The 21,424-nt window shown below is 66.4% G+C and carries 20 protein-coding genes; 4 read left to right on the top strand and 16 right to left on the bottom strand.

Annotation, left to right across the window (positions count from 1 at the left end; genetic code table 11):
* Positions 1–9: 9 nt before the first annotated feature.
* Positions 10–903 carry a hypothetical protein gene (locus VL15_RS04600; RefSeq protein ID WP_053077583.1) on the bottom strand — a complete coding sequence of 298 codons (894 nt, stop codon included), beginning with the start codon at positions 901–903 and terminating at the stop codon, positions 10–12.
* An 81-nt stretch (positions 904–984) separates the two neighbouring features.
* Positions 985–2,691 carry a ShlB/FhaC/HecB family hemolysin secretion/activation protein gene (locus VL15_RS04595; RefSeq protein ID WP_048243399.1) on the bottom strand — a complete coding sequence of 569 codons (1,707 nt, stop codon included), beginning with the start codon at positions 2,689–2,691 and terminating at the stop codon, positions 985–987.
* A gap of 709 nt (positions 2,692–3,400) precedes the next feature.
* On the opposite strand from VL15_RS04595, the gene VL15_RS04590 reads away from it, so the two are divergent.
* A complete protein-coding gene (locus tag VL15_RS04590; protein WP_048243397.1) occupies positions 3,401–4,642 on the top strand; it encodes an NAD(P)/FAD-dependent oxidoreductase in 1,242 nt (413 codons plus the stop codon).
* A gap of 23 nt (positions 4,643–4,665) precedes the next feature.
* Here VL15_RS04590 and VL15_RS04585 read toward each other — a convergent pair whose 3' ends face one another.
* From VL15_RS04585 to VL15_RS04545, 9 genes are all read right to left on the bottom strand, one after another.
* On the bottom strand, positions 4,666–5,427 hold the full coding sequence (locus VL15_RS04585; RefSeq protein ID WP_047902565.1) for a FadR/GntR family transcriptional regulator: 762 nt from the start codon (positions 5,425–5,427) through the stop codon (positions 4,666–4,668).
* A 68-nt stretch (positions 5,428–5,495) separates the two neighbouring features.
* A complete protein-coding gene (locus VL15_RS04580; RefSeq protein WP_048243395.1) occupies positions 5,496–6,386 on the bottom strand; it encodes an amidohydrolase family protein in 891 nt (296 codons plus the stop codon).
* Positions 6,387–6,441: 55 nt separating this feature from the next.
* Positions 6,442–7,383, bottom strand: a complete 942-nt coding sequence (locus VL15_RS04575) for an ABC transporter substrate-binding protein (protein ID WP_048243394.1) — start codon at positions 7,381–7,383, stop codon at positions 6,442–6,444.
* An 80-nt stretch (positions 7,384–7,463) separates the two neighbouring features.
* A complete protein-coding gene (locus VL15_RS04570) occupies positions 7,464–8,501 on the bottom strand; it encodes an ABC transporter permease (RefSeq protein ID WP_048243392.1) in 1,038 nt (345 codons plus the stop codon).
* Between the two features lie 19 nt (positions 8,502–8,520).
* Positions 8,521–10,059: a sugar ABC transporter ATP-binding protein gene (locus VL15_RS04565; protein ID WP_048243391.1), complete on the bottom strand. Its 1,539-nt coding sequence runs from the start codon at positions 10,057–10,059 to the stop codon at positions 8,521–8,523.
* 12 nt (positions 10,060–10,071) lie between these two features.
* A complete protein-coding gene (locus VL15_RS04560; protein ID WP_048243389.1) occupies positions 10,072–10,848 on the bottom strand; it encodes an SDR family oxidoreductase in 777 nt (258 codons plus the stop codon).
* A 67-nt stretch (positions 10,849–10,915) separates the two neighbouring features.
* Entirely contained in the window at positions 10,916–12,193 is a 1,278-nt protein-coding gene (locus VL15_RS04555; RefSeq protein ID WP_048243387.1) for an L-fuconate dehydratase, read from the bottom strand.
* A gap of 23 nt (positions 12,194–12,216) precedes the next feature.
* On the bottom strand, positions 12,217–13,059 hold the full coding sequence (locus tag VL15_RS04550) for an ureidoglycolate lyase (protein ID WP_048243385.1): 843 nt from the start codon (positions 13,057–13,059) through the stop codon (positions 12,217–12,219).
* Positions 13,060–13,113: 54 nt separating this feature from the next.
* Positions 13,114–13,878 (bottom strand): SDR family oxidoreductase, encoded by a 765-nt coding sequence (locus tag VL15_RS04545; RefSeq protein ID WP_048243383.1) that lies wholly within the window; start codon positions 13,876–13,878, stop codon positions 13,114–13,116.
* 664 nt (positions 13,879–14,542) lie between these two features.
* On the opposite strand from VL15_RS04545, the gene VL15_RS04540 reads away from it, so the two are divergent.
* From VL15_RS04540 to VL15_RS04530, 3 genes are all read left to right on the top strand, one after another.
* A complete protein-coding gene (locus VL15_RS04540) occupies positions 14,543–14,833 on the top strand; it encodes a DUF3331 domain-containing protein (protein ID WP_048243381.1) in 291 nt (96 codons plus the stop codon).
* Between the two features lie 167 nt (positions 14,834–15,000).
* Complete coding sequence (locus VL15_RS04535; protein WP_048243379.1) at positions 15,001–15,987, top strand: oxidoreductase; 987 nt, start codon at positions 15,001–15,003, stop codon at positions 15,985–15,987.
* A gap of 214 nt (positions 15,988–16,201) precedes the next feature.
* Complete coding sequence (locus tag VL15_RS04530; RefSeq protein WP_048243377.1) at positions 16,202–16,501, top strand: DUF4148 domain-containing protein; 300 nt, start codon at positions 16,202–16,204, stop codon at positions 16,499–16,501.
* 196 nt (positions 16,502–16,697) lie between these two features.
* Here the strand turns inward: VL15_RS04530 and VL15_RS04525 are convergent, their stop codons facing one another.
* From VL15_RS04525 to VL15_RS04505, 5 genes are all read right to left on the bottom strand, one after another.
* On the bottom strand, positions 16,698–17,894 hold the full coding sequence (locus VL15_RS04525) for a TauD/TfdA family dioxygenase (protein WP_048243375.1): 1,197 nt from the start codon (positions 17,892–17,894) through the stop codon (positions 16,698–16,700).
* Positions 17,895–17,916: 22 nt separating this feature from the next.
* A complete protein-coding gene (locus VL15_RS04520) occupies positions 17,917–18,870 on the bottom strand; it encodes an alpha/beta hydrolase (protein WP_048243373.1) in 954 nt (317 codons plus the stop codon).
* 29 nt (positions 18,871–18,899) lie between these two features.
* Positions 18,900–19,388, bottom strand: a complete 489-nt coding sequence (locus tag VL15_RS04515) for a thioesterase family protein (protein WP_048243371.1) — start codon at positions 19,386–19,388, stop codon at positions 18,900–18,902.
* A 10-nt stretch (positions 19,389–19,398) separates the two neighbouring features.
* Positions 19,399–20,364, bottom strand: coding sequence for an L-carnitine dehydrogenase (locus tag VL15_RS04510; protein WP_048243369.1), 966 nt, complete (start codon positions 20,362–20,364; stop codon positions 19,399–19,401).
* An 83-nt stretch (positions 20,365–20,447) separates the two neighbouring features.
* Complete coding sequence (locus VL15_RS04505; protein WP_048243367.1) at positions 20,448–21,377, bottom strand: 3-keto-5-aminohexanoate cleavage protein; 930 nt, start codon at positions 21,375–21,377, stop codon at positions 20,448–20,450.
* Between the last annotated feature and the right edge of the window lie 47 nt (positions 21,378–21,424).

Raw genomic sequence — 21,424 nt, 5'->3', positions numbered from 1 at the left:
GTTCACACGTTACTTGCAGCTCAGCACCGCCAGACCGTTCACACCGCCCACCGTCGGTGCATGAACGCCGTACGACACGACGAGATACGGCGTCGCTTCATTCGGTCCCATGAAGCGGGAAAACAGCGACGATCGTGTCGTAACCGATGTCGACATCGAACCGACCTGCGTGCTGCCGCTGAACGTCTGATTCGTGTCTGCTCCGATCGAGTACTGCAGCGTCAAGGCCGCGTTCGCGTTGAGATCGCCGAAAGCGTCTTTCTTGCTGGTCACGACCGCGGTCGCACCGACAAGCGACCCCGGTGCGGTATTGCCGTCGATCGAGGTAGGACGCGTTGCGGCAGCAAGCTCGCAGCTCAACTGCGTCTGATCGGTCACGCTGACCGTCACCGGGGCGCCAACTGCCCAGGTCTGGCCTTGGTTCCCGGTATACGAGTGGCCGGCGGAGTCGCTACCCGCTGTCCAGCGGCCGATCGCGTAGTCGCCATTGCCGGCGATGTCGGTCACGGTGCCGGTCGACAGACTGAGCACGTCGCTGGTTCGCGGCAGCGTGGTGTACGCGCCCGGTGCTTGCGACTTGAGTTGCGATGCGTCAACGCCATTGCTCGACAGCGTGAACGACCCACCCGGGAACGACCCGTCCGCTTTCCACGATACGGGCGGGGTCATCACACTCACGGTCGCGAGGCTGCTCGACAGCGCCTGCGACTGACCCTCCACGCGAATCGACGACGCAGCACCGCCCGGCACATGACCGCCGGCGGATGCGTCGGTCGATGCCGCGGCGCTTCCGCTGCCACCGTCGTCGCCGCCACCACACCCGCTCAGCCCGAGCGCGGCCACCACCGCAAACGTTGCCGTCGCGGCTTGCAAGATATGACGCTTCTGATACACGAATTGCATGGTTACTCCTTAGTTGTACTTGACGATCAACGAAATGCCGACTCAAGATCCATGACCTCGATCGGCCCACCCCAACTACGCTCAGAACAATGCGCTGACCTGAAACAACAACGTCGGCGAATCGGAGTTGAAGCCTGGCGGTTTCGACAACGGCCAGCCGAGCGAGACGTCGTAGTTCAACGCTGCACCGAGCACGTTTTTCGGTGCGAGATGGCCGCGCACGCCGACGACGGCACCCACGAGCGTCTCGCCGATCAGGTACTGCGCGGCCGGTCCGCGCACGCGTCCGGCATCGACGCCGACATACAGCGCTTGCGTGCCGACCGGCGTCGGCACATACCAGTCGAGTTCGTTGGAAACCGCCCAGCCGCTCTCCGCGGCAAGCGTCAGTTGTTGATCGAAGCCGCGTACGGCATAACGCGTGCCGATCGTGAAATAGTCGGAAGGGGTCAGCGGCGTGCGTGCGTTCTGCATGTTCCACGCGAACTGGTACGAGAACGCCTGACCGCCGAGCTGGAAAGGCACCTGGGCACTGAAGCTCGCCAGCTCGACCTGCGTCTTGCCGTCGAAGTCCGGCGCACCCACCACCGTGCCTGCGTTGCCGGACAAGCCCGGCAATGACGCGCGCCACGCAAGCGAACCGTCGAGCACGACGTTGCCGATGGTTTGCCGATGCGCCAGACCCAGTTCATAGCCGATGACGTCGCGATGCTGCACCGGAACGTCCACGCCATCGATCGCGTTGCGGCTGATCTTGCGGAACAGGTTGCCGCGCAGCTCCGTCCGCGCGTGGGCGTTCCGATGGATCACGCCGGACAGTCCGGCCTGAAGCTGGGACTGAACACCGCTGTATTCGATCGGTTCGCCAAACCCCGCGACGGTCTGCTGGTAGCGGGAGCGACTGGCGTTCAACGTCAGCATCGCGTAACCGATCGGCACGCTGTAGTTGGCTGACACCGACTGGTTGCCGTGGTCGGATGCCCCGAAGTTCGCGTTGGTCGTTCCGGCGATTTGCAGCTGGTCGTAGAGGTGGAACGGCGAATCGAACGTGATCGAGCCCGACAGTTCGTACTTGCCCGTCGAGTCGAGACCCGCGTTGTCCGACCCGATGACGGCGTGCCAGCGCTTGCCGGATCCGGGATGCAGGACGACCTCCGAGTCGCCGGGATTCACACCCGGCGCAATGTCGACGGTGGCATCGGACTGCGATTGAAGGCGGCGCAGGTTCTCCAGCCCTTGATCGATGTCGCGCTGGTTCAACAGCGCGCCGGTCGACGCAGGCAGCGCCGCACGCAACCAGCCGATGGTGGGTTGGTCTGCTCGGACGTCGCTGATGCGCCCCGGGACGACACGCAGCGTCAACGTCCCCGATTGCATCGATTGCGTCGGCACGAGAACGCGGGCCGTGACATAACCTCGCCCGATCAGTGCGTTATTGGCGGCGTCCTGAATCTGCTTGAGCGCGGTCTTGCCGACGCATTGCCCGACGACCGGCTGCAAAAAGCGTGCGAGCCATCCGAACGTGTTGCCTTCCAGCGCGATGGTCGTGACCGGAAAACACGGCGTGTCGAGCGGCAAGCTCGCGACACCGGCCTTCGACGACGTCTCTCCGGTCGGCGTCAGCACATTGGCGCGCGGATTCAGTTCCTTGGCGGCTTCCAGTTGTTGCTGCTGCAAACGCTGAATTTGCGGGCCAGGCGTAATTTCAGACGGCGGAACGGCTTGCGCTAACGTGGAAACACTCGTCAACACCGAAATCAACACGGCCGAAGTTTCTCGATACTTCATGGGTTGGCGGCGTAATGATTGGTCTCGCACGCATCGTAATTCAATGAAACATATTCAGGCAGATTGCCTGAAATACGAATAATCGTTGTCCGATTGTTATTCCGCCTCGCCTTTCAAACTCGTCCTATATTTTTACGGAAACCGCTTGCGCAGCCATCGTCACTCGCACAATGAAGTTGACGATTGGAAAGCTTCTTCGGTGCTGGCATGTTTATATTTTTCGACACCTTGACTACCCGGAACGCCACCTCCCCGGCCTCCTTCGGCTATCTAGCCATGGCAATTCCAATCTTTATTTCCATGGAATCCGCAACAGATATCCTCGCGAACACATCTCCACCAAAGCTCAATTTCTTTTACCGATACTCAATCCATCACAAATCATGATTACGCGAATTATTTATCCCAATAAACCAACCTGAATTTCATTGACTCCAGCTTTATTTATTTACAGTCATCACAATAGGTCGAATACGATCGGTACGAATTTCGTCGTGTCGCACATTCACAACAGATGGCCGACTACGTCGAACCGCGCGTTCCTCACGGCCCGGCATTCCGCCGCCCCTGGCTCGGCGGCGCTCTCATCTCGCCGAATTCTTGGTGCGCCATGCGCGCGCGAGTATGCTTGTAGCTCGAACGACTTCCCACACCGGCAGCGCAGCGAATGCGACCTCGCGCTGGCGTAGCCAACCGCCATCTACCATTCATGGACTTCGACGTAATCGTTCTGGGCGCCGGCATCGTCGGCGTCTCCGCCGCGCTGCACCTGCAGGATCGCGGCCGCAAGGTCGCCCTCGTCGATCGCGGCGCGCCCGGCGAAGGCACGAGCTTCGGCAACGCGGGGCTGATCGAGCGCTCGTCGGTCGAGCCGTATCCGTTCCCGCGCAGCCCGTTCACGCTGATGCGTTATGCGCTGAACCGCTCGACCGATCTTTACTGGCACAGCGCATCGCTGCCCGCGTTCGCGCCGTGGCTCGCGCGTTTCTGGTGGGAATCGGCGCCGCCGCGTCACGCGGCGGCGTCGCGCGACATGCTGCCGCTGATCGAGCGCTGCCTCGTCGAGCACGACGCGCTGATCGCGCGGGCCGGCGCCGGGGAGCTGATCCGTGCGAACGGCTGGCTGGAAGCGTTCCGCACGCCGGCCGCGTTCGAACGCGGCGTGGCCGAAGCCGGCCTCACCGCGCGCCGCCACGGGCTCGGCATCACGCCGCTCGATGCCGCAGCGCTGCTCGCGCACGAACCGAGCCTCGCGCCCGGCTTCTGCGGCGCGCTGCACTGGCTCGATCCGAAAAGCGTCGTCGATCCGTCCGCGCTCGTCAAAGCGTACGCGCAGCTCTTCGTGCAAAACGGCGGCACGCTGCTGACCGGCGACGCCGCGAGCCTCGACGCGTTGTCGCCCGGCTGGCAGGTCCACACGCAAGACGGCACGGCCGCGGCACCGGACGTCGTCGTCGCGCTCGGCCCGTGGTCCGACACGGTGTTCGGCAAGTTCGGCTACAAGATTCCGCTGCGCGAGAAACGCGGTTATCACATGCACTACGCACCGTCCGCGCAGGGCGTGCCGTCGGCGCCGATCGTCGATCGCGAATACGGTTACGTGATCGCGCCGATGCGGCGCGGGCTACGGCTCACGACCGGCGTCGAGATCGCGCGGCGCGGGTTGCCGCCGACCGGCGTGCAGCTCGAACGCGCGGAACGCATCGCGCGCCCCGTGTTCGGTTTCGGCGAACGGCTCGACCCGCAACCGTGGCTCGGCTTCCGGCCGTGCACACCCGACATGCGCCCGGTGATCGGCCCCGCGCCCGCGCATCGCGGGCTGTGGTTCTCGTTCGGGCACAACCATCACGGGCTAACGCTCGGCCCCGTCAGCGGCCGGCTGCTAGCCGAGATGATGACGGGCGAAACACCGTTCACCGATCCGGCGCCGTATCGCGCCGACCGCTTCTGAACGTGTGAGGCGAGAACGCGCGCTCAGTCGAGCGCGCGGCCGAAGATGCGGATCACTTCGTCGAGATGCTCGGCCATCGCGCGGCGCGCGGCTTCCGGGTCGCGCGCGCGGATCGCGTCGAGGATCGCGCGGTGTTCCAGTTCCGACCGGTGCGGCATGTCGTTCGGCATGTAGAGCGATTGCAGCCGCTGGAACATCAGGTCGTACTTGTGCGCGAGCAGCTGCTTGATCATCAGCGCATACGCGGGGTTGTCGCTCGCTTCCGCGATGCGGATATGGAACAGCCGGTCGCCCGGGTGCGTGAGCGAGCCGCTGCGGTTGTCTTCCTGATTGCGCAGGAACGCTTCGTGGATGCCTTCGATCTGCTCGTCCGAGCCGTGCTTCGCGGCGAGCGACGCGGCTTCCGGCTCGATCAGCCGGCGCGCCTGCAACAGCGCGAACGGCGGGATTTCGGTATCGAGGTCGAGCGCGATGCCGAGTTCGGGATCGATCTCGACGATCGTGAACGGCGCGGCCTTCGCGTCGGGTTCGGGCTCGGGTGCGGCGGCCGTTTCGGGATGGCGCACCTTCACGCCGTCGCCGACGCGCACGCTGACGAGCCCGCTCACTTCGAGCGCGATCAGTGCTTCGCGCACCGACGTGCGCGACACGCCGAACTGTTCGGCCAGTTCGCGCTCGGGCGGCAGATAACTGCCCGGCGGAAAATCGCCGGACTCGATCATCGCACTGAGCTTGTCGGCGATCTGCTGGTAGAGGCGGCGGTTCTGAATCGGCTGGATGGACATACGTTGATGCTGGTGATCGGTTTCGTTGCGTACGGTCTGACGAATCGCACAGACCGTTCGCGCCTATTTTATATGCCGCGCTTCACATCGCCCGGCACCGCATAGCATCGCGCGGCCGTTCCGCCCCACAGCGCGTTGCGTTCAGCGGCCGACAGTCGCGATTCGGCCCAGCGTTCGACCAGCGACGCCACTTCGTCATACGACGCGGCGAGCAGGCATACGGGCCAGTCCGACCCGAACATCAGCCGCTGCGGCCCGAACGCGTCGAGTGCCGCATCGAGGCATTGCTCGATGTGCCGGATATCCTGCCCGCGCAACCCGCGCCGCCAGTCGGTCTCGGTCACGAGCCCCGACAACTTGCACGCGACATGCGGCAACGCACCCAGCTCGCGCAACGCGGCACGCCAGCGCGCGAGCGCCGTTTCGTCGCGCTCGAACTCGGCGAGCGCGGGCTTGCCGACATGGTCGAGCACGAGCCAGTGTGCGTCGTGCCGTGCGCAGAACGCATGCACGTCCGGCAACTGGTGCTCGAACACGAGCACGTCGTACACGTAGCCGTGCGCCTGCAGCCACGCAACGCCGCGATTGAAACCGGGATCCGCGACGAACGCACCGACGTCGGCTTCGTCCTGTATCTGGTGACGAAAGCCGCGCAGCTTCGGGCTGGCCCATTCGGCAATACGGTCCGCGAGTTGCGGCGCACCGAGATCCTCCCAGCCGACCACGGCCGCGATACGCGCGTCGTCGCGGGCGAGATCGAGCAGGAACGCCGTCTCGTCGCGCCCCGCGCGTGCCTGCACCGCGATCGATGCGCCGAGCGCCTGCGTATGCATCAGCGGCCACAACGCGTCGGGCAGGTAGTCGTGCGCGAGCACGTCCATTCCAGGCCCGATCCATGGATAGTCGGCCGCGCGATAACGCCAGAAGTGCTGATGGGAATCGATGCGCACTGCGCCCATGGTGTCCTCGTGTTCGGTCGTCGCGGCAGCGGCATGCGCCGCCGCGACGCAACGTTCAGTCGTACAGCACCGCCGCGATCTTCGGATCGTCGATATTGGTCTTGTCATACCAGTAGAAACCGGTATCGATGACCTTCGGCAGCTTCTCGCCCTTGATCGCCTTCACGGCCGCCTCGACCGTCTTGTAGCCGATCCCGATCGGGTTCTGCGTGATCGCGCCGGCCATCAGCCCGCTGCGGATCGCATCCTTCTGCTGCTTGCCCGAATCGTAGCCGACGATCACGACCTTGCGCTTCATTTCGCGCACGCCGTTGACCACGCCGATCGCCGAGCCTTCGTTGGTGCCGAACAGCCCCTTGAGCTTCGGATACGCCTGCAGGATCGACTTCGTCACCTCGGTCGACTTCAGCTGGTCGCCTTCGCCGTACTGCACGGTCACGACCTGCACTTTCGGGTGCGCCGACTTCATCCGTTCGAGAAAACCGTCGCGGCGGTCGATGCCGGTGCGGCTCGTCTGGTCGTGCGCGACCACGGCCACCTCGCCTTCGTCGCCGATCAGCGCGGCGAGCTTGTCGGCGGCGAGCGATGCGGCGGCCTTGTTGTTGGTCGCGGCGGTCGTCACCGGGATGTCGCTGTCGACGCCCGAGTCGAATGCGATCACCGGGATCTTCTCGGCCTGCGCCTTCTTCAGCAGCGGCAGCGCGGCCTTGCTGTCGAGCGCCGCGAAGCCGAGCGCGGCCGGCTTCTTCGCGATCGCGGCCGACAGCATGTCGATCTGCTTGTCGACCATCGCCTCGGTTTCGGGCCCTTCGAACGTCACCTTCACCTTGTAGTCCTTCGCGGCCTGCATCGCGCCCGATTTCACGGCCTGCCAGAACTGATGCTGGAAGCCCTTCGAGATCAGCGGGATATAGGTTTCCTGCGCGTGCGCACCGGCCGTGACGCCCACTGCGAACGTCAGCCCGACGATCGCGTTCAACACCTTGCTCCTGATCACTTCGCGTCTCCTTTTTTCGTATCGAATGGAACGCCGGCCGAAACCGGCGGTGAAGCGCATTCCTGCATCGGTCGCGTCGTTCAGCGGCGGCGCCGGCGCAGGATGTCGACGTAGACGGCCAGGATGATGATCACGCCCGTCACGACCGTCTGCCATTCCTGCGCGACCGACATGATGCGCAGGCCGTTGGTCAGCACGCTCATGATGAACGCGCCGATGATGGTGCCGACGATGCTGCCCGCGCCGCCCGACAGCGACGTGCCGCCGATCACGACGGCCGCGATCGCATCGAGCTCGTAACCCTGCCCGAGCGCGGGCTGCGCGGAATTCAGCCGCGACGCGATCAACAGCCCGGCAATCCCGCACACCGCGCCGCTGAACGTGTAGACGGCGATCTTCCACGCGTCGACGTTCACGCCCGACAGCCGCAACGCTTCCTCGTTGCTGCCGAGCGCGAACGTGTAGCGGCCGAAGATCGTCCGGTTCAGCACGATCGACGCGCCGATCGCGACGAGGAACAGGATCAGCACCGCGTTCGGAATCGGCAGCGCGGGAATCAGGTTGCCGATCAGCGAATCCTGCGCGATCGACGTGAAGCCCGGCGTGTCGTTGAAGTAGATCGGCCGCGTGCCCGAGATCACGAGCGACAGCCCCTTGAGCAGCATCATCATGCCGAGCGTCGCGATGAACGGCGGCACCTTCATCTTCGCGATCACGAAGCCCGACACGCTGCCCGACAGCGCGCCGAACAACAACGCGGCCAGGATCCCGAGCGGCAGCGGCATCCCCCATTTCGTGAGCACGACGCCGGCCATCACCGCGCAGAACGTCATCAGCGTGCCGACCGACAGGTCGATGCCCGACGTGATGATCACGTAGGTACAGGCGACGGCCAGCACGCCGTTCACGGCGGTGGCCTGCAGGATCGTGACGAGGTTGTCGACTTCGAGGAAGTTCGGCGATGCGATGCTGAAGAACACGATCAGCAGCACGAGGCTCGCGAACGCGAGCAGCTTCTGGCGTGCGGCCGGGTTGAAGAAACGGGCGCGGAAGCCGGGTGCGCCGGCCTGCGAATCGCCGGAAGTCATGGGCGGGACGGGATGCGTATCGTTGGGCATGATCGGGTAAGCGTCTGAATCAGGACAATACGGTCGACTCGCGCTGCGTCGCGAGCTGCATGATCTTTTCCTGCGTGGCGTCGGCCGCGCGCAATTCGCCGGTGACGCGGCCTTCGCACATCACGAGAATCCGGTGGCTCATGCGCAGCACCTCGGGCAGTTCCGACGAAATCATCACGATCGCCTTGCCGTCGGCGGCGAGTGCGTCGAGCAGCTTGTAGATCTCGCTTTTCGCGCCGACGTCGATGCCGCGCGTCGGCTCGTCGAAGAACAAGATGTCGCAGTCGCGCAGCAGCCACTTCGCGATCACGATCTTCTGCTGGTTGCCGCCCGACAGCAGCCGCGCGGGCTGCGCGACCGACGGCGTGCGGATCGCGAGCTGCCGCACGTAGGCCTGCGCGGTGTCGCGCATCGCGCGCGCATCGAGGAACACGCCGCGGCGCACGAAGCGGTGCATGCTCGACAGCGCGATGTTGTTCTGCACGTCCATCCCGATCGCGAGCCCGAAGTGCTTGCGATCCTCGGACAGGTAGCCGATCCCGTGCGCGACCGCGTCGGCCGGCGTGCGGATCGTCACGGTCTTGCCGTGCACGCGGATCTCGCCCGCGTCGACCGGATCCGCGCCGAACACCGCGCGCGCGACTTCGGTGCGGCCCGCGCCCATCAGCCCGGCGAAACCGAGAATCTCGCCGCGCCGCAGCGTGAAGCCGACATCGCGGATCGCACGGCCGCGCGACAGCCCGCGCACTTCAAGCGCGACGTCGTTCGCGGATGTATCGGGCGGCGTACGGTATTCGGTATCGAGCTGGCGGCCGACCATCATCGCGATGATCGCGTCCATCGATGTGTCGACCATCGGCACGGTTGCGACGTACTTGCCGTCGCGCATCACGGTCACGCGATCGGCGATCTGGCGCAGCTCGTCCATCTTGTGCGAGATGTAGACGATGCCGACGCCGTGCGCGCGTAAGTCGCCGATGATGCGGAACAGCTCGGCGATCTCCGCGTTGTTGAGCGCGGCGGTCGGCTCGTCCATGATCAGCACGCGCGAGTCGAACGACAGCGCCTTCGCGATCTCGACCATCTGCTGCTTCGCGACCGTCAGCCGGCCGACCGGCGTGCGCGGGTCGAGATCGAGCCGCATTCGCGCGAAGATCGCGGCCGCGTCGCGGTTCAGCTTGTCTTCGTCGACGAACACGCCGAAACGACCGCGCGGCTCGCGGCCGATGAAGATGTTCTGCGCGACGCTCAGGTGGTTCATCAGGTTCAGTTCCTGATGGATGATGCCGATCCCGAGCGCCTGCGCGGCGCGCGGATCCGCGATCTCCACCGCGCGGCCGTCCATCCGGATCTCGCCGTCGTCGCGCTGGTACACGCCCGCGAGGATCTTCATCAGCGTCGACTTGCCGGCGCCGTTCTCGCCCATCAGCGCATGCACTTCGCCGGCACGCAGGTCGAAACGGCAATCGTCGAGCGCCTGCACGCCCGGAAAGCGCTTGCCGATGCCGCTCAACGCAATCAGCGGCGGCGCGGCGTTCGGGTTGAGGTCGGATTGCATGAGTCGCTGCCCTCAGCCGATCGCGCGATCGAGATGCGTATAACCGCCATCGACGAACAGCCACTGGCCCGTCGTGTGCGATGCGCGTTCCGACAGCAGGAACACGGCCGTGTCGGCAATTTCGTCGGCCGTCGTGAAGCGCCTGCCGAGCGGTACCTTGTCGGCGATTCCGGCGAGCTTCGTTTCCGGATCGTCGAAACTATCGAGCCATTTCCGATATAAAGGCGTCATCACCTCGGCCGGGATCACAGCGTTCACGCGCACGCCGTCGTCGCGCAACGCGACGGCCCATTCGCGCGTCAGCGCGAGTTGCGCGCCCTTCGATGCGCAATAGCCGCTCGTGTTGCCCTGCCCGGTGACGGCCGTCTTCGACGAGATGTTGACGATCGCGCCGCGCGTCGCCTTCAGGTGCGGCACGCAGTAGTGCGCCATCACGTAGTAGTGGATCAGGTTGCGTTCGAGCGACGCGACGAACGCATCGCGCCCGGCGTCGAGCCCGATGCTGTCGTTGATGCCCGCGTTGTTGACGAGGCCGTCGATATGGCCGAACTGCGCGATGGTTTGCGCGACCGCGTCGCGGCACTGCGCGTCGTCCTGCAGCTCGACGGACACGCACGCGGCACGCGGCTGCTTCCGCGCAAGCTCGCGCCAGAACGCGTCGTCGGGCGCGTGGCGCGCGAACACCACCGGAATCGCGCCTTCACCGGCGAGCCGCATCGAGATGGCGGCGCCGATGCCCGACGCGCCGCCGGTCACGATCACGACCTTGTCTTGCAGATTCAAATCCACTTCGCGTCTCCGTCGTTCATGTTGTCGCCGCGCACGTCGTGCGGTGTGCCGCGTGCATCGCCGTGCTTCAGCCGCGGAACCGGTATTGCTCCAGCGATTCGGGCTTCATCTCGATCGAGAAACCGGGCGCCGTCGGCGGCATGTAGGCCGCGCCGCGCACGACGCACGGTTCGACGAAATGCTCGTGCAGGTGATCGACGTATTCGGTCACGCGCCCTTCCTTCGTGCCGGAAATGCACACGTAGTCGATCATCGACAGGTGCTGCACGTACTCGCACAGCCCGACACCGCCCGCATGCGGGCACACCGGTAGCCCGTATTTCGCGGCCATCAGCATCACCGCGAGAATCTCGTTCACGCCGCCGAGGCGGCACGCGTCGATCTGCACGACGTCGATCGCGCCGCGCGCGATGAACTGCTTGAACAGCACGCGGTTCTGGCACATCTCGCCGGTCGCGACCTGCACCGGCGCGATCGCCTTGCGGATCTTGCGATGCCCTTCGACGTCGTCGGGGCTCGTCGGCTCCTCGATGAACCAGGGCCGCGCGAATGCCAGCTCGCGCACCCAGTCGATCGCCTCGTCGACTTCCCACACCTGGTTCGCATCGATCATCAGCTTGCGGTCCGGGCCGATCACCTCGCGCGCGATCGTCACGCGGCGGATGTCGTCCTCGAGGTTCGCACCGACCTTCAGTTTCACGTAATCGAACCCGGCGTCCACCGCCTCGCGGCATAGCCGGCGCAGCTTGTCGTCGCTGTAACCGAGCCAGCCCGCCGACGTCGTGTAACACGGGTAGCCGTCGCGTTCGAGAATCGCGATCCGTTCGGCCTTGCCGGGCGCCTGCCGGCGCAGCAGGTCGAGCGCTTCGTCCGGCGTCAGGCAGTCGGTCAGGTAGCGGAAGTCGATCGCACGCACCAGTTCCTCCGGGCTCATGTCGGCAACGAGCCGCCACAGCGGCTTGCCCACCGCCTTCGCCCACAGATCCCACACCGCGTTGACCACCGCGCCGGTCGCCAGGTGGATCGCGCCCTTGTCAGGGCCGATCCAGCGCAACTGGCTGTCCGACGTCACGTGCCGCCAGAAGCGGCCCATGTCCTCGCGGATCCAGTCGAGGTCGAGGCCGACGACGAGGTGACGCATCGCGTCGATCGCCGCGCAGCAGATTTCGTTGCCGCGCCCGATGGTGAACGTGAGCCCGTGACCTTCGAGCCCGTCGCGGTCGGTTTCGAGCACGACGTAGGCGGCCGAATAATCGGGGTCCGGATTCATCGCATCGGAGCCGTCGAGCTGCTGCGAAGTCGGGAAGCGCACGTCGAGGACGCGCATCGATCGAATGATAGGCATGGCGAACCGTCCGTTAAAGGAAATCAGGCCTGCACTGTGCGCTGGCGCTGCTCGCCGAGCCCGTCGATGCCGAGCGTAATCACCTGCCCGGCGCGCAGATACACGGGCGGCTTCTGCCCGAGGCCGACGCCCGGCGGCGTGCCGGTCGAGATCACGTCGCCCGGCTGCAGGCTCATGAAGCGGCTCAGGTAGCTGATCAGGTGTGGCACGCGAAACACCATCGTTGCGGTCGTGCCGTTCTGGTAGCGATGGCCGTCGACGTCGAGCCACAGCCGCAGCGCGTGCGGATCGGGCACTTCGTCGGCCGTCACGAGCCACGGGCCGAGCGGCCCGAACGTGTCGTTGCCCTTGCCCTTGTCCCAGGTACCGCCGCGTTCGAGCTGGTATTCGCGTTCCGACACGTCGTTCACGACGCAATAGCCCGCGACGTGCGACAGCGCGTCGGCTTCCGCGATGTAGCGGCCGCCCTGGCCGATCACCACGCCGAGCTCGACTTCCCAGTCGGTCTTCTCCGAGCCGCGCGGAATCTCGACGTCGTCGTTCGGCCCCGAGATCGCGCTCGTCCACTTGCCGAACACGACGGGCTCCTTCGGCACCTCCATCCCCGATTCGGCCGCGTGATCCGAATAGTTGAGCCCGATGCAGATGAACTTGCCGACCCGGCCGACGCACGGGCCGAGCCGCGGCGTGCCTTCGACGAGCGGCAGCGACGATGGCGGAATGTCGCGCAGCCGCGCGAGTGATGCCGGCGTCAGCACCTCGCCCGCGATGTCGTCGACCACGCCGGACAGGTCGCGGAGGTGGCCCTGCGCATCGAGCAGGCCCGGTTTTTCATGGTGTTTGTCGCCAAATCTCAGCAGTTTCATAGCGTCTGAACGGAATCGGAAAGTGAAGGGGAACGCGCGGTCAGGTCAGTACGGTCAATTCGACCAGCCGCCGTCGATCAGGTGAATCGCGCCGGTCGTGAACGACGCTTCGTCGGAGGCCAGGTACAGCGCCAGCGCGGCCACTTCGTCCGCGCTGCCGATACGTCCGATCGGCTGGCGCTCGACGAACGCCTGGCGCACCTCGTCGGTCGACACGTGGCGCGTGCGCGCCTGGTCGGCAATGCGCTGCTCCAGCGACGGCGACTCGATCGTGCCCGGGCAGATCGCGTTGCAGCGGATGTGCTGCGCGACGAAATCGGCTGCAACCGCCTTGGTCAGCCCGATCACGGCCGCCTTGGTCGTGCCGTACACGAAGCGGTTCGGCACGCCCTTCACGCTCGACGCGGCCGACGCCATGTTGATGATCGACGCGCCGCCGGCTTCGAGCATCGCCGGCAGCAGCGCGCGGATCAGCCGGTACATCGACGTGACGTTCAGGTTCAGCGAGAACGCCCATGCGTCGTCGTCGCAATCGAGGATCGAGCCGTGGTGCACATAACCGGCGCAGTTGAACAGCACGTCGAACGCGCGTTCGTGCGCGGCGAGCGCCGCGATGTCGTTCGCATCGGTGACGTCGAGCCGCCGCGTGGTCAGCCGGCCGCCCGCGCGTTCGGCGTCCGCCTCGAGCCGCACGAGCGCGGCTTCGTTGATGTCGGTCGCCAGCACGTCGGCGCCCTCGCTCGCGAACCGCAGCGCGGTCGCGCGGCCAATGCCCTGCCCGGCCGCCGTGACCAGCGCGCGCTTGCCCTGCAATCTCATGAGGTCTTCTCCCGAAAAAACAGGCCGTCAGCCGGCCGATTGGCACAAAGGACTAAAGGTCCAACCAATCATAGGGAGTGATCGCGCGTTTGTCACGAATTCGCGATTCAGTATTTACCCGGGCAGCTCAATCCGTCAGGCAGGCAATCGTCCGGCGCTCGGCAGGCCCCGGCAGTGCGCCCGCGGATTCGCGCAAACCCAATGCCGGCGGGCCTCTCAGCGGGTTTCCGCACACGCCCGGCGCGGCTGCCGCGCCAAACTGACAAAAACGTCATGTGCGCGTCAGGGTCTCAACGGGAAGCGCGCGCCATCATGGCGTTACCGGACCGCGCTTCCGGTGCATCGCCACCCCGCCCGCGTTCGATCCCTGCGGGCACCTCCGTCCCCCGGCGATGTACTTCCGTGACTGGGCGAGCAGACACGGCGCGCGGGCCGATTTCGCGCCCCGGGCTTTCGGTCCGGGGCGTTTTTGTCTGTGGATTCCAAGAAAGTAAGCATGGATTGTTTCTAAATCGGCAAAAGGTAATTTGAGCCAGACAGGATGTTTTTTCCGGTCACAGACGCTTACATTTAGCGCACCACTCATGGAAACCGCTACGGATTCGCCATCGGGTAGTGACATCCACTGCCAAGGACGATCCGCACGAGCTTTAGGAAACGGCAAATGAAGGCCTCCCAATCCCTGCCTGCGCTCGATCCCGCCGACGTCCACGTCGAAATTCTCGAACGTTCCGATACGCTGCTCGTCGTCCGGTGGGTCGAGCCCGGCCGCTGTCACTACGGTGAACAACGCTGGCGCCGCCGCTTCGCGCAACGCACCGGCACCTGCGCGCTGTCGCGCCAGGTCATCCACCGCGGCGACGAAGTCTTCCGCCCGGCCGAACGCCCGGCGCCCGCGAACGCGGCCGCGATGATCTCCGCCGCCGAAGTGCTCGCGCTGGCCGGAGGCAGGTAAATCCTGCCGGCCGCGCGCCGGGGCCCGCTGCGCCGCACGGCGCGCCAGCCCTAGAATCGCCGGTCTAATTCCCCCGCTTGTCTGCCACGCCCGCGCGCACTATCGTTACACCACTCAATGTAACGATTACGTGTCGCGGCCGACCGGCCGCGCCGATGGAGGCAGACATGCATGCATGGAGCGCGCGCCACGTCCCGGCGCAGGGCGGCAAGGTCGCGGTCGTGACCGGCGCCAACAGCGGTCTCGGCTGGCAGCTCGCGGAAACGCTGGCCGCGAAAGGCGCGACGGTCGTGATGGGCTGCCGCGACGCCGCGCGCGCCGCGCAGGCGGCCGATGCGATCCGCCAACTCCATCCCGATGCACGCGTCGAAGTCGACCCACTCGACCTTGCCGATCTCGCGTCGATCGAACGCTTCGCGGCCGACGTGGCCGAACGCCACGGCCGCGTCGACATCCTCTGCAACAACGCCGGCGTGATGTTCCTGCCGCTGCGGCATACGCACGACGGCTTCGAGATGCAGTTCGGCACCAACCATCTCGGCCATTTCGCGCTGACCGGCCATCTGCTGCCCGCGCTGCGCGCCGCGCGGCGGGCGCGCGTCGTGACGATGTCGAGCGGCTTCAACCGCGGCGGCCGGATTCGCGTCGACGACCTGCGCGCCGAGCACCGCTACAACCGTTACCTCGCCTATTGCGACAGCAAGCTCGCGAACCTCGTGTTCGCGATCGAACTGCAGCGCCGCTTCGAGCGTGCGGCGTTCGCCGGCATCAGCGTGGCCGCGCACCCCGGTTACGCGGCGACCAACCTGCAGTTCGCGGGCCCCGCGATGGACAGCTCGCCTGCCCGCGCGGCGCTGATGCGCGCCGCGAACCGTTATCTCGCGCAGCCGGCCGACCAGGGCGCACTGCCCGCGATCCATGCGGCGACGTCGCCCGATCTCGGGGGCGGTGCGTATATCGGGCCGTCCGGCTGGTTCGAATCGCGCGGGCTGCCGGCGCCCGCGAGCGTGCCGCGTTCGGCGCGCGACGTGGCCTCGGGGGCGCTGCTGTGGGAGGCATCGGAAGCCGCGACCGGCGTGCGCTTCCTCAGCTCGGGTGCGCCGGCCGGGCGCTCGCCGGGCCGGCCGTTCGACACGGCGGCCGAGGTGCGCTGACCTGCGCGCCGCCATCCGCAACATTCCTCATACTTATTACACCAACCGAAAAGAAAGCCGGTTGAAAGACTGGATCGACGCGCCACTGTTACCGAACAGGAAACAATTTATCGTCAAAATCAGCGTTTACCCTCAACCGTCCGATGACTAAGATTTGATCAATCGCTTAAGACATGGTGTCGAGAGCGAACTCAATAAAACACCGGAGGTCATCATGAAATCGCTCATTTCCGCAGTTGTTGCCGCTGCCGCCCTGTCCGCTTCGTTTGGCGCATTCGCGCAAAGCACCGTGACCCGCGCTCAAGTGAAGAACGAACTGGTCCAGCTCGAACAAGCCGGCTACAAGCCGGGCGTGTCGAGCCCGTACTACCCGAACGACATCCAGAGCGCCGAAGCACGCGTTCATGGCGCCGACACCAGCGGCTACGGCGCGCAACCGGCTCCGGCCGTCCACTCGGGCGCCCCGGCTGCAACGTCGTCGAACGCACGCGACTCGGTCTTCTTCGGCCAGTAAGCCGAGACGCCCCCGGCGGGCGCCGCGCATCGCGCGATGAAGGCGTATCAGGACGAGCCCCCTTGCGGGGCTCGTCCTTTTTTATGAAACGCATACCTCCGCCGCCCGGCAGCGGGTGGCTTCGCCCGGGCGCCTTGCGTCCGGGCGCTTTTTCGTTTGCGAGGCGAGCGTGGGGGGATGTGGTCGGGCGCGCCGGTCAGCGCGCCGTGGCTGCAGCAGGCGCCGAACGCGACAACACCCGCCACCGCGACAGCAGTTCGTCGCGATCGACGTAGCAGCCCTGCAGGTGCCGGCGACCCGTCGACGGATCGAACTCGGTGCGCGCATGCAGCACGCGCCGGTTGTCGAACGCCCACATGTCGCCCGCTCGCAGCCGTCGCTGCACGCGAAAGCGCGGCTCGCGCGCGAGCGCGAGGAACCGCCGGTACGCGCGATATACAGCCGCGACCGATCCGGCCGGCGCATCGAGCGGCCCGCGCAGGAAGTTCGCGACGCGCACCTCGGTCACGTTGCCGCGCGCATCGAGCCCGATCACTGGCGCCGAGCAGCGGTAGTCACTGTTCGCGCTCTTGTTCCAGAACTCGAACGGCGTCGACGCAAGTTGCGCGAAATCGGCCGGATGCTCGCGCCGCAGCGCATCCGCGAGCGCGAAACCGTCGAGGAACACGCTGTTGCCGCCCGTCGCGTCGTTCGCAAGGCAATGCAGGAACTGCACGCCCGGCTGCAACTCGCGCGTCGGCAAATCGGTGTGCGGCGGCAGGTTGAGCGACGTATACGCATTGCTGTCGGGGCGCGGCTTCGATTCGACGTCGAACAGCACGCCGAAATTGCTTTCGCGAATCAGGCCGACGCGGCGTGCGATCTCGTCGACGCGGCCGCGCTCGGCCGGCACGCCCTCGACGAGCGTCAACCCGGTGCGCTGCAACGCGTCGAGCCACGCGAGCAATGCGCCGTCGTCCTCCATCACGTCGCGCCAAGCGAACACGCCGATCGCCGTCGCGTCGTCGCCGGCCCACACATGCCGCCCGTGTGCGGCCAGGCGCTCCGCGCGCGAAGCATCGTCATACGCATGCGCGCGCAACCAGCCCGGCGACCACACGCTGCGGTGCCCGTCGTTCCACTCGACATGCAGCGCGCCGTCGGTTTCGACGTGCACCGCGAGCGCCGACAGATCCTCGCGCGCGTCGGCGATCTCGAACACCTGTTCGCGCGTGATCGCATGCACGCACGCGGAACATGCGCAGTTGTCGCGCAGCCAGTCGAAATGAAACGGCGATCGTCGCGTGTCGCTCCACTCGACGTCCACCGCTTCTGCGCCGATCGTTGCCTCCACAATGGCCACGTCGGCGGAAAACGTCCGCCAGTCCTCGATACGGTGTTGCGCTGCCTGCATCGTTGCCTCCTGGATACGCCCGCTACGCGTGTGGTGCGAGCAGAAACCCGCCGACCATCCGGTGCAGCCGCGCCGCCTGCGGACTCGTCCCGAGCGCGCGCCAGCAGCCGTGCACCAGCCCCTCTCCCATCCAGTACTGCGCGGCGCCGCCGGCCGCGCGAATCCGTTCGACGTACACGCGCGCATCGTCGCGCAGCGGATCGTGTTCCGCGCCGATCGCGAGCACGGGCGGCAGGCCGTCGAAACGCGATGCCGCGAGCGGTACCGATGCGCGCAACAGCGGGTCGCCGTCGAACTGACCGTCCAACCGGCCGTCCCAATACAGCGCGCGATAACGATGGACGTCGTCGAGCGTCAGCATCGGCGCATGCGCTTCCGTTTCACGCGCGGGCGATTGCGGTTCAATCCCGAGCATTGGATAAACAAGCGCGATGCCGTCGAGGCCACCTTCGCCCGCATCGCGCAGCGCGGTGGCAACGGCCGCCGCGAGCATGCCGCCCGCGCTGTCGCCCGCGAGCGTCAGCGGACGCACGCACGGCCCGAACGGCCAGCGTGCGTCGCGTGCGGCACGCGTGACGGCCAGGCAATCGTCGAGCGCGGCCGGCGCGCGGTGTTCGGGCGCAAGCCGGTAGTCGACGGCGATCACGTCGAGTCCCGTGTCGGCCGCCAGTTGCGCGGTGATCAGCGCATGACTGTCGAGCGAGCCGACGACGAAACCGCCGCCATGAAAAAACAGCACCGTGCCGCGCGACGTGCCGTGCGCGGCCGCATAGCACCGCAGCGCGATCGCGCGCCCGTCGGGCGCGTGCCATACGGCGTCCTGCTGCACGATGCCGGCCGGCAACGCGGCCGGTGTCCATGCGGCCGCGAAGCGATCGTAGAGACGGCGCTGCTCGTCAGACGAGCGCGCCGCCGCGTCGGCCGGATACCACGCGTCGACGGCGGCGACGAACGCCGCGATTTCCGGTTCGAGCATCGTGTGCGCTCCGTGGTTGATGATCGACGCTAACGACGCGGCGGCAGGCCGATCACGCGGCCCGCATACGCAGGCGCCGCGCAATCGCGCTGCAGCGCATGAAGCTCGGCCACGCGCGCGGCAACGTCGTCGTCAAACGGCGCCGATTTCGCGCCGTCGCGCGTATCGACGTGCAGCAGCATCTGCTCGCTCGCCGATACCGCGTCGTCATGCCCATCCGCGAACAGTTCGAGATACAGGTGCAGCCGCTTCGCGTCGTGCGCGAGCACACGCGCATCGACGCGCACGGGCGTGCCCTCCTTGATCTCGTGCAGATAGTTCACGTGCGCCTCGAGCGTGTAGACCGAGCGGCCCCGCTCGCGACGCGCGGCATCGTCGAGCCCGATGCGATCCAGCAACGCATCGGTCGCGAAGCTGAAGATCAGCAGGTAGAACGCATCGCGCAGGTGGCCGTTGTAGTCGACCCACTCGGGCCGCACCACGTCGCGGTAAATCGTCAGCGGGGTATCGCCCGTCATCGCCTGTCCTTTAGTCCTCGAATCGCATCCCGTGCCGCGCCTTCACCGCGGCGATCGACTTCAGCACCTCGGTGATGCACTCGTCGCGATAGCGTTCGAGCTCCTTGATGCTGCGCGCGCCCTGCTGTTCGGTCGTGCCGTCGACGACGCTGTCGATCAGCGCGTCGGTCAGCGTCGGCGCGACCAGCTTCGTCCACGGCAGTTCGAGCGCGGGGCCGAACTGCTGCATGAAGTGTCGCATGCCCGCGTCGCCACCGGCCAGCGTGTAGGTCAGGAACGTGCCCATGAACGACCAGCGGATGCCCGCGCCGAAGCGGATCGCATCGTCGATCTCACCGGTCGTCGCGACCCCTTCGTTGACCAGATGCAGCGCCTCGCGCCACAGCGCTTCGAGCAGCCGGTCAGCGATGAAGCCCGGCACTTCCTTGCGCACGTGCAGCGGCCGCATGCCGAGCTTGCGATAGATCTCCATCGCGGCTTCGACGGCTTCCGGCGACGTGCGCGCGCCGCCGAGCACCTCGACGAGCGGCAGCAGGTAGACCGGATTGAACGGATGGCCGACGACACAGCGCTCCGGATGCGTCGCACGTGCATAGAAATCCGTCGGCAGCAGCCCCGACGTCGACGACGCGATGATCGCGTCGGGCTTCGCCGCACGGCTGATCTGCTCGTGCAGTTCGAGCTTCAATGCCTCGCGCTCGGGCGCGCTTTCCTGGATGAAATCGGCATCGGCGACGCACGCTTCGATCGTCGACACGAAACGCAGCCGCGCGGGATCGGCGCCCGGCGCGAGGCCGACGCGCTCCAGCGCGGGCCACGCATTCGCGACGTTCGCGCGCAGCCGCTCTTCCGCGCCCGGCGCGGGGTCCCACACGACCACGTCGAGACCGTGCGCGAGCGCGCGGGAGATCCACCCGCTGCCGATCACGCCGGTGCCGATGGCGGCGAACGTCTTGATGTCGGTCTTCACAGCCATGTCAACGCATCCTTCAAATCAGGGGAAATCGGTGGGCGGCCGCGCCGTGCGCGCCGCCCGGTCGTATCGGTCAGCGAAAAAACTCACGCGAACTCGGCGATCGCGCGACGTTCGAGCGCCCGCTCGCCGCGCGCCGGCAATCCGAGCTTGCGGCGGCCTTCGGCCGGCGTCAGCACGCGGGCGCCGAGCCGTTCGATGATCTCGCGGGCGCGCTCGACGAGCGTGCCGTTGGTCGCATGCACGCCGCGATCGAGCCAGATGTTGTCTTCAAGGCCGACGCGGACATGGCCGCCGAGCAGCATCGCCTGCGCGACCATCGGCATCTGCATGCGGCCGATCCCGAAGCCGGCCCAGTGCGCGCCCGGCGGCAGGTTGTCGACCATCGCCTTCATCGTGCCCGTATCGGCCGGCGCGCCCCACGGAATGCCGAGGCAGAGCTGGAACAGCGGCGGATCGTCGAGCAGCCCTTCCTTCAGCAACTGCTTCGCGAACCACAGATGGCCGGTGTCGAAGATCTCCAGTTCCGGCTTCACGCCGAGTTCCTGGATGCGCTTCGCGCCGGCGCGCAATTGCGCGGGCGTCGACACGTAGATGTAGTCGCCGTCACCGAAATTCAGCGTGCCGCAGTCGAGCGTGCAGATCTCCGGCAGCAATTCCTCGACGTGCGCGAGGCGCGTGAGGCCGCCGACGAGATCGGTGCCCTTGCCGAAGCGCATCGGGTCTTCGCCCGGGCCGATCTCGAGATCGCCGCCCATGCCGGCCGTCAGGTTGATGATCACGTCGACGTCGGCCGAGCGGATGCGGTCGACCACTTCGCGGTACAGGTTCGGGTCGCGGCTGCCGCGCCCCGTCTGCGGATCGCGCACGTGGCAATGCGCGACGGTCGCGCCGGCCTTCGCGGCCTCGATCGCGGCGGCCGCGATCTCCTTCGGCGTGACCGGAATCGCCGGATGCCTGCCGACCGTATCGCCCGCGCCGGTGACGGCGCAGGTAATGATGACTTCGTGATTCATGCTGTTTGCCTCGCTTGATTCCGGTTGTTTCGCATTGCTGATGTTTC

It is taken from the genome of Burkholderia cepacia, assembly GCF_001039005.1.
In the GTDB taxonomy this organism is placed as follows: Bacteria; Pseudomonadota; Gammaproteobacteria; order Burkholderiales; family Burkholderiaceae; genus Burkholderia; species Burkholderia theae.
Note: the sequence above shows the minus strand (reverse complement) of the source record. Positions and strands in the feature narration are given on the sequence as shown.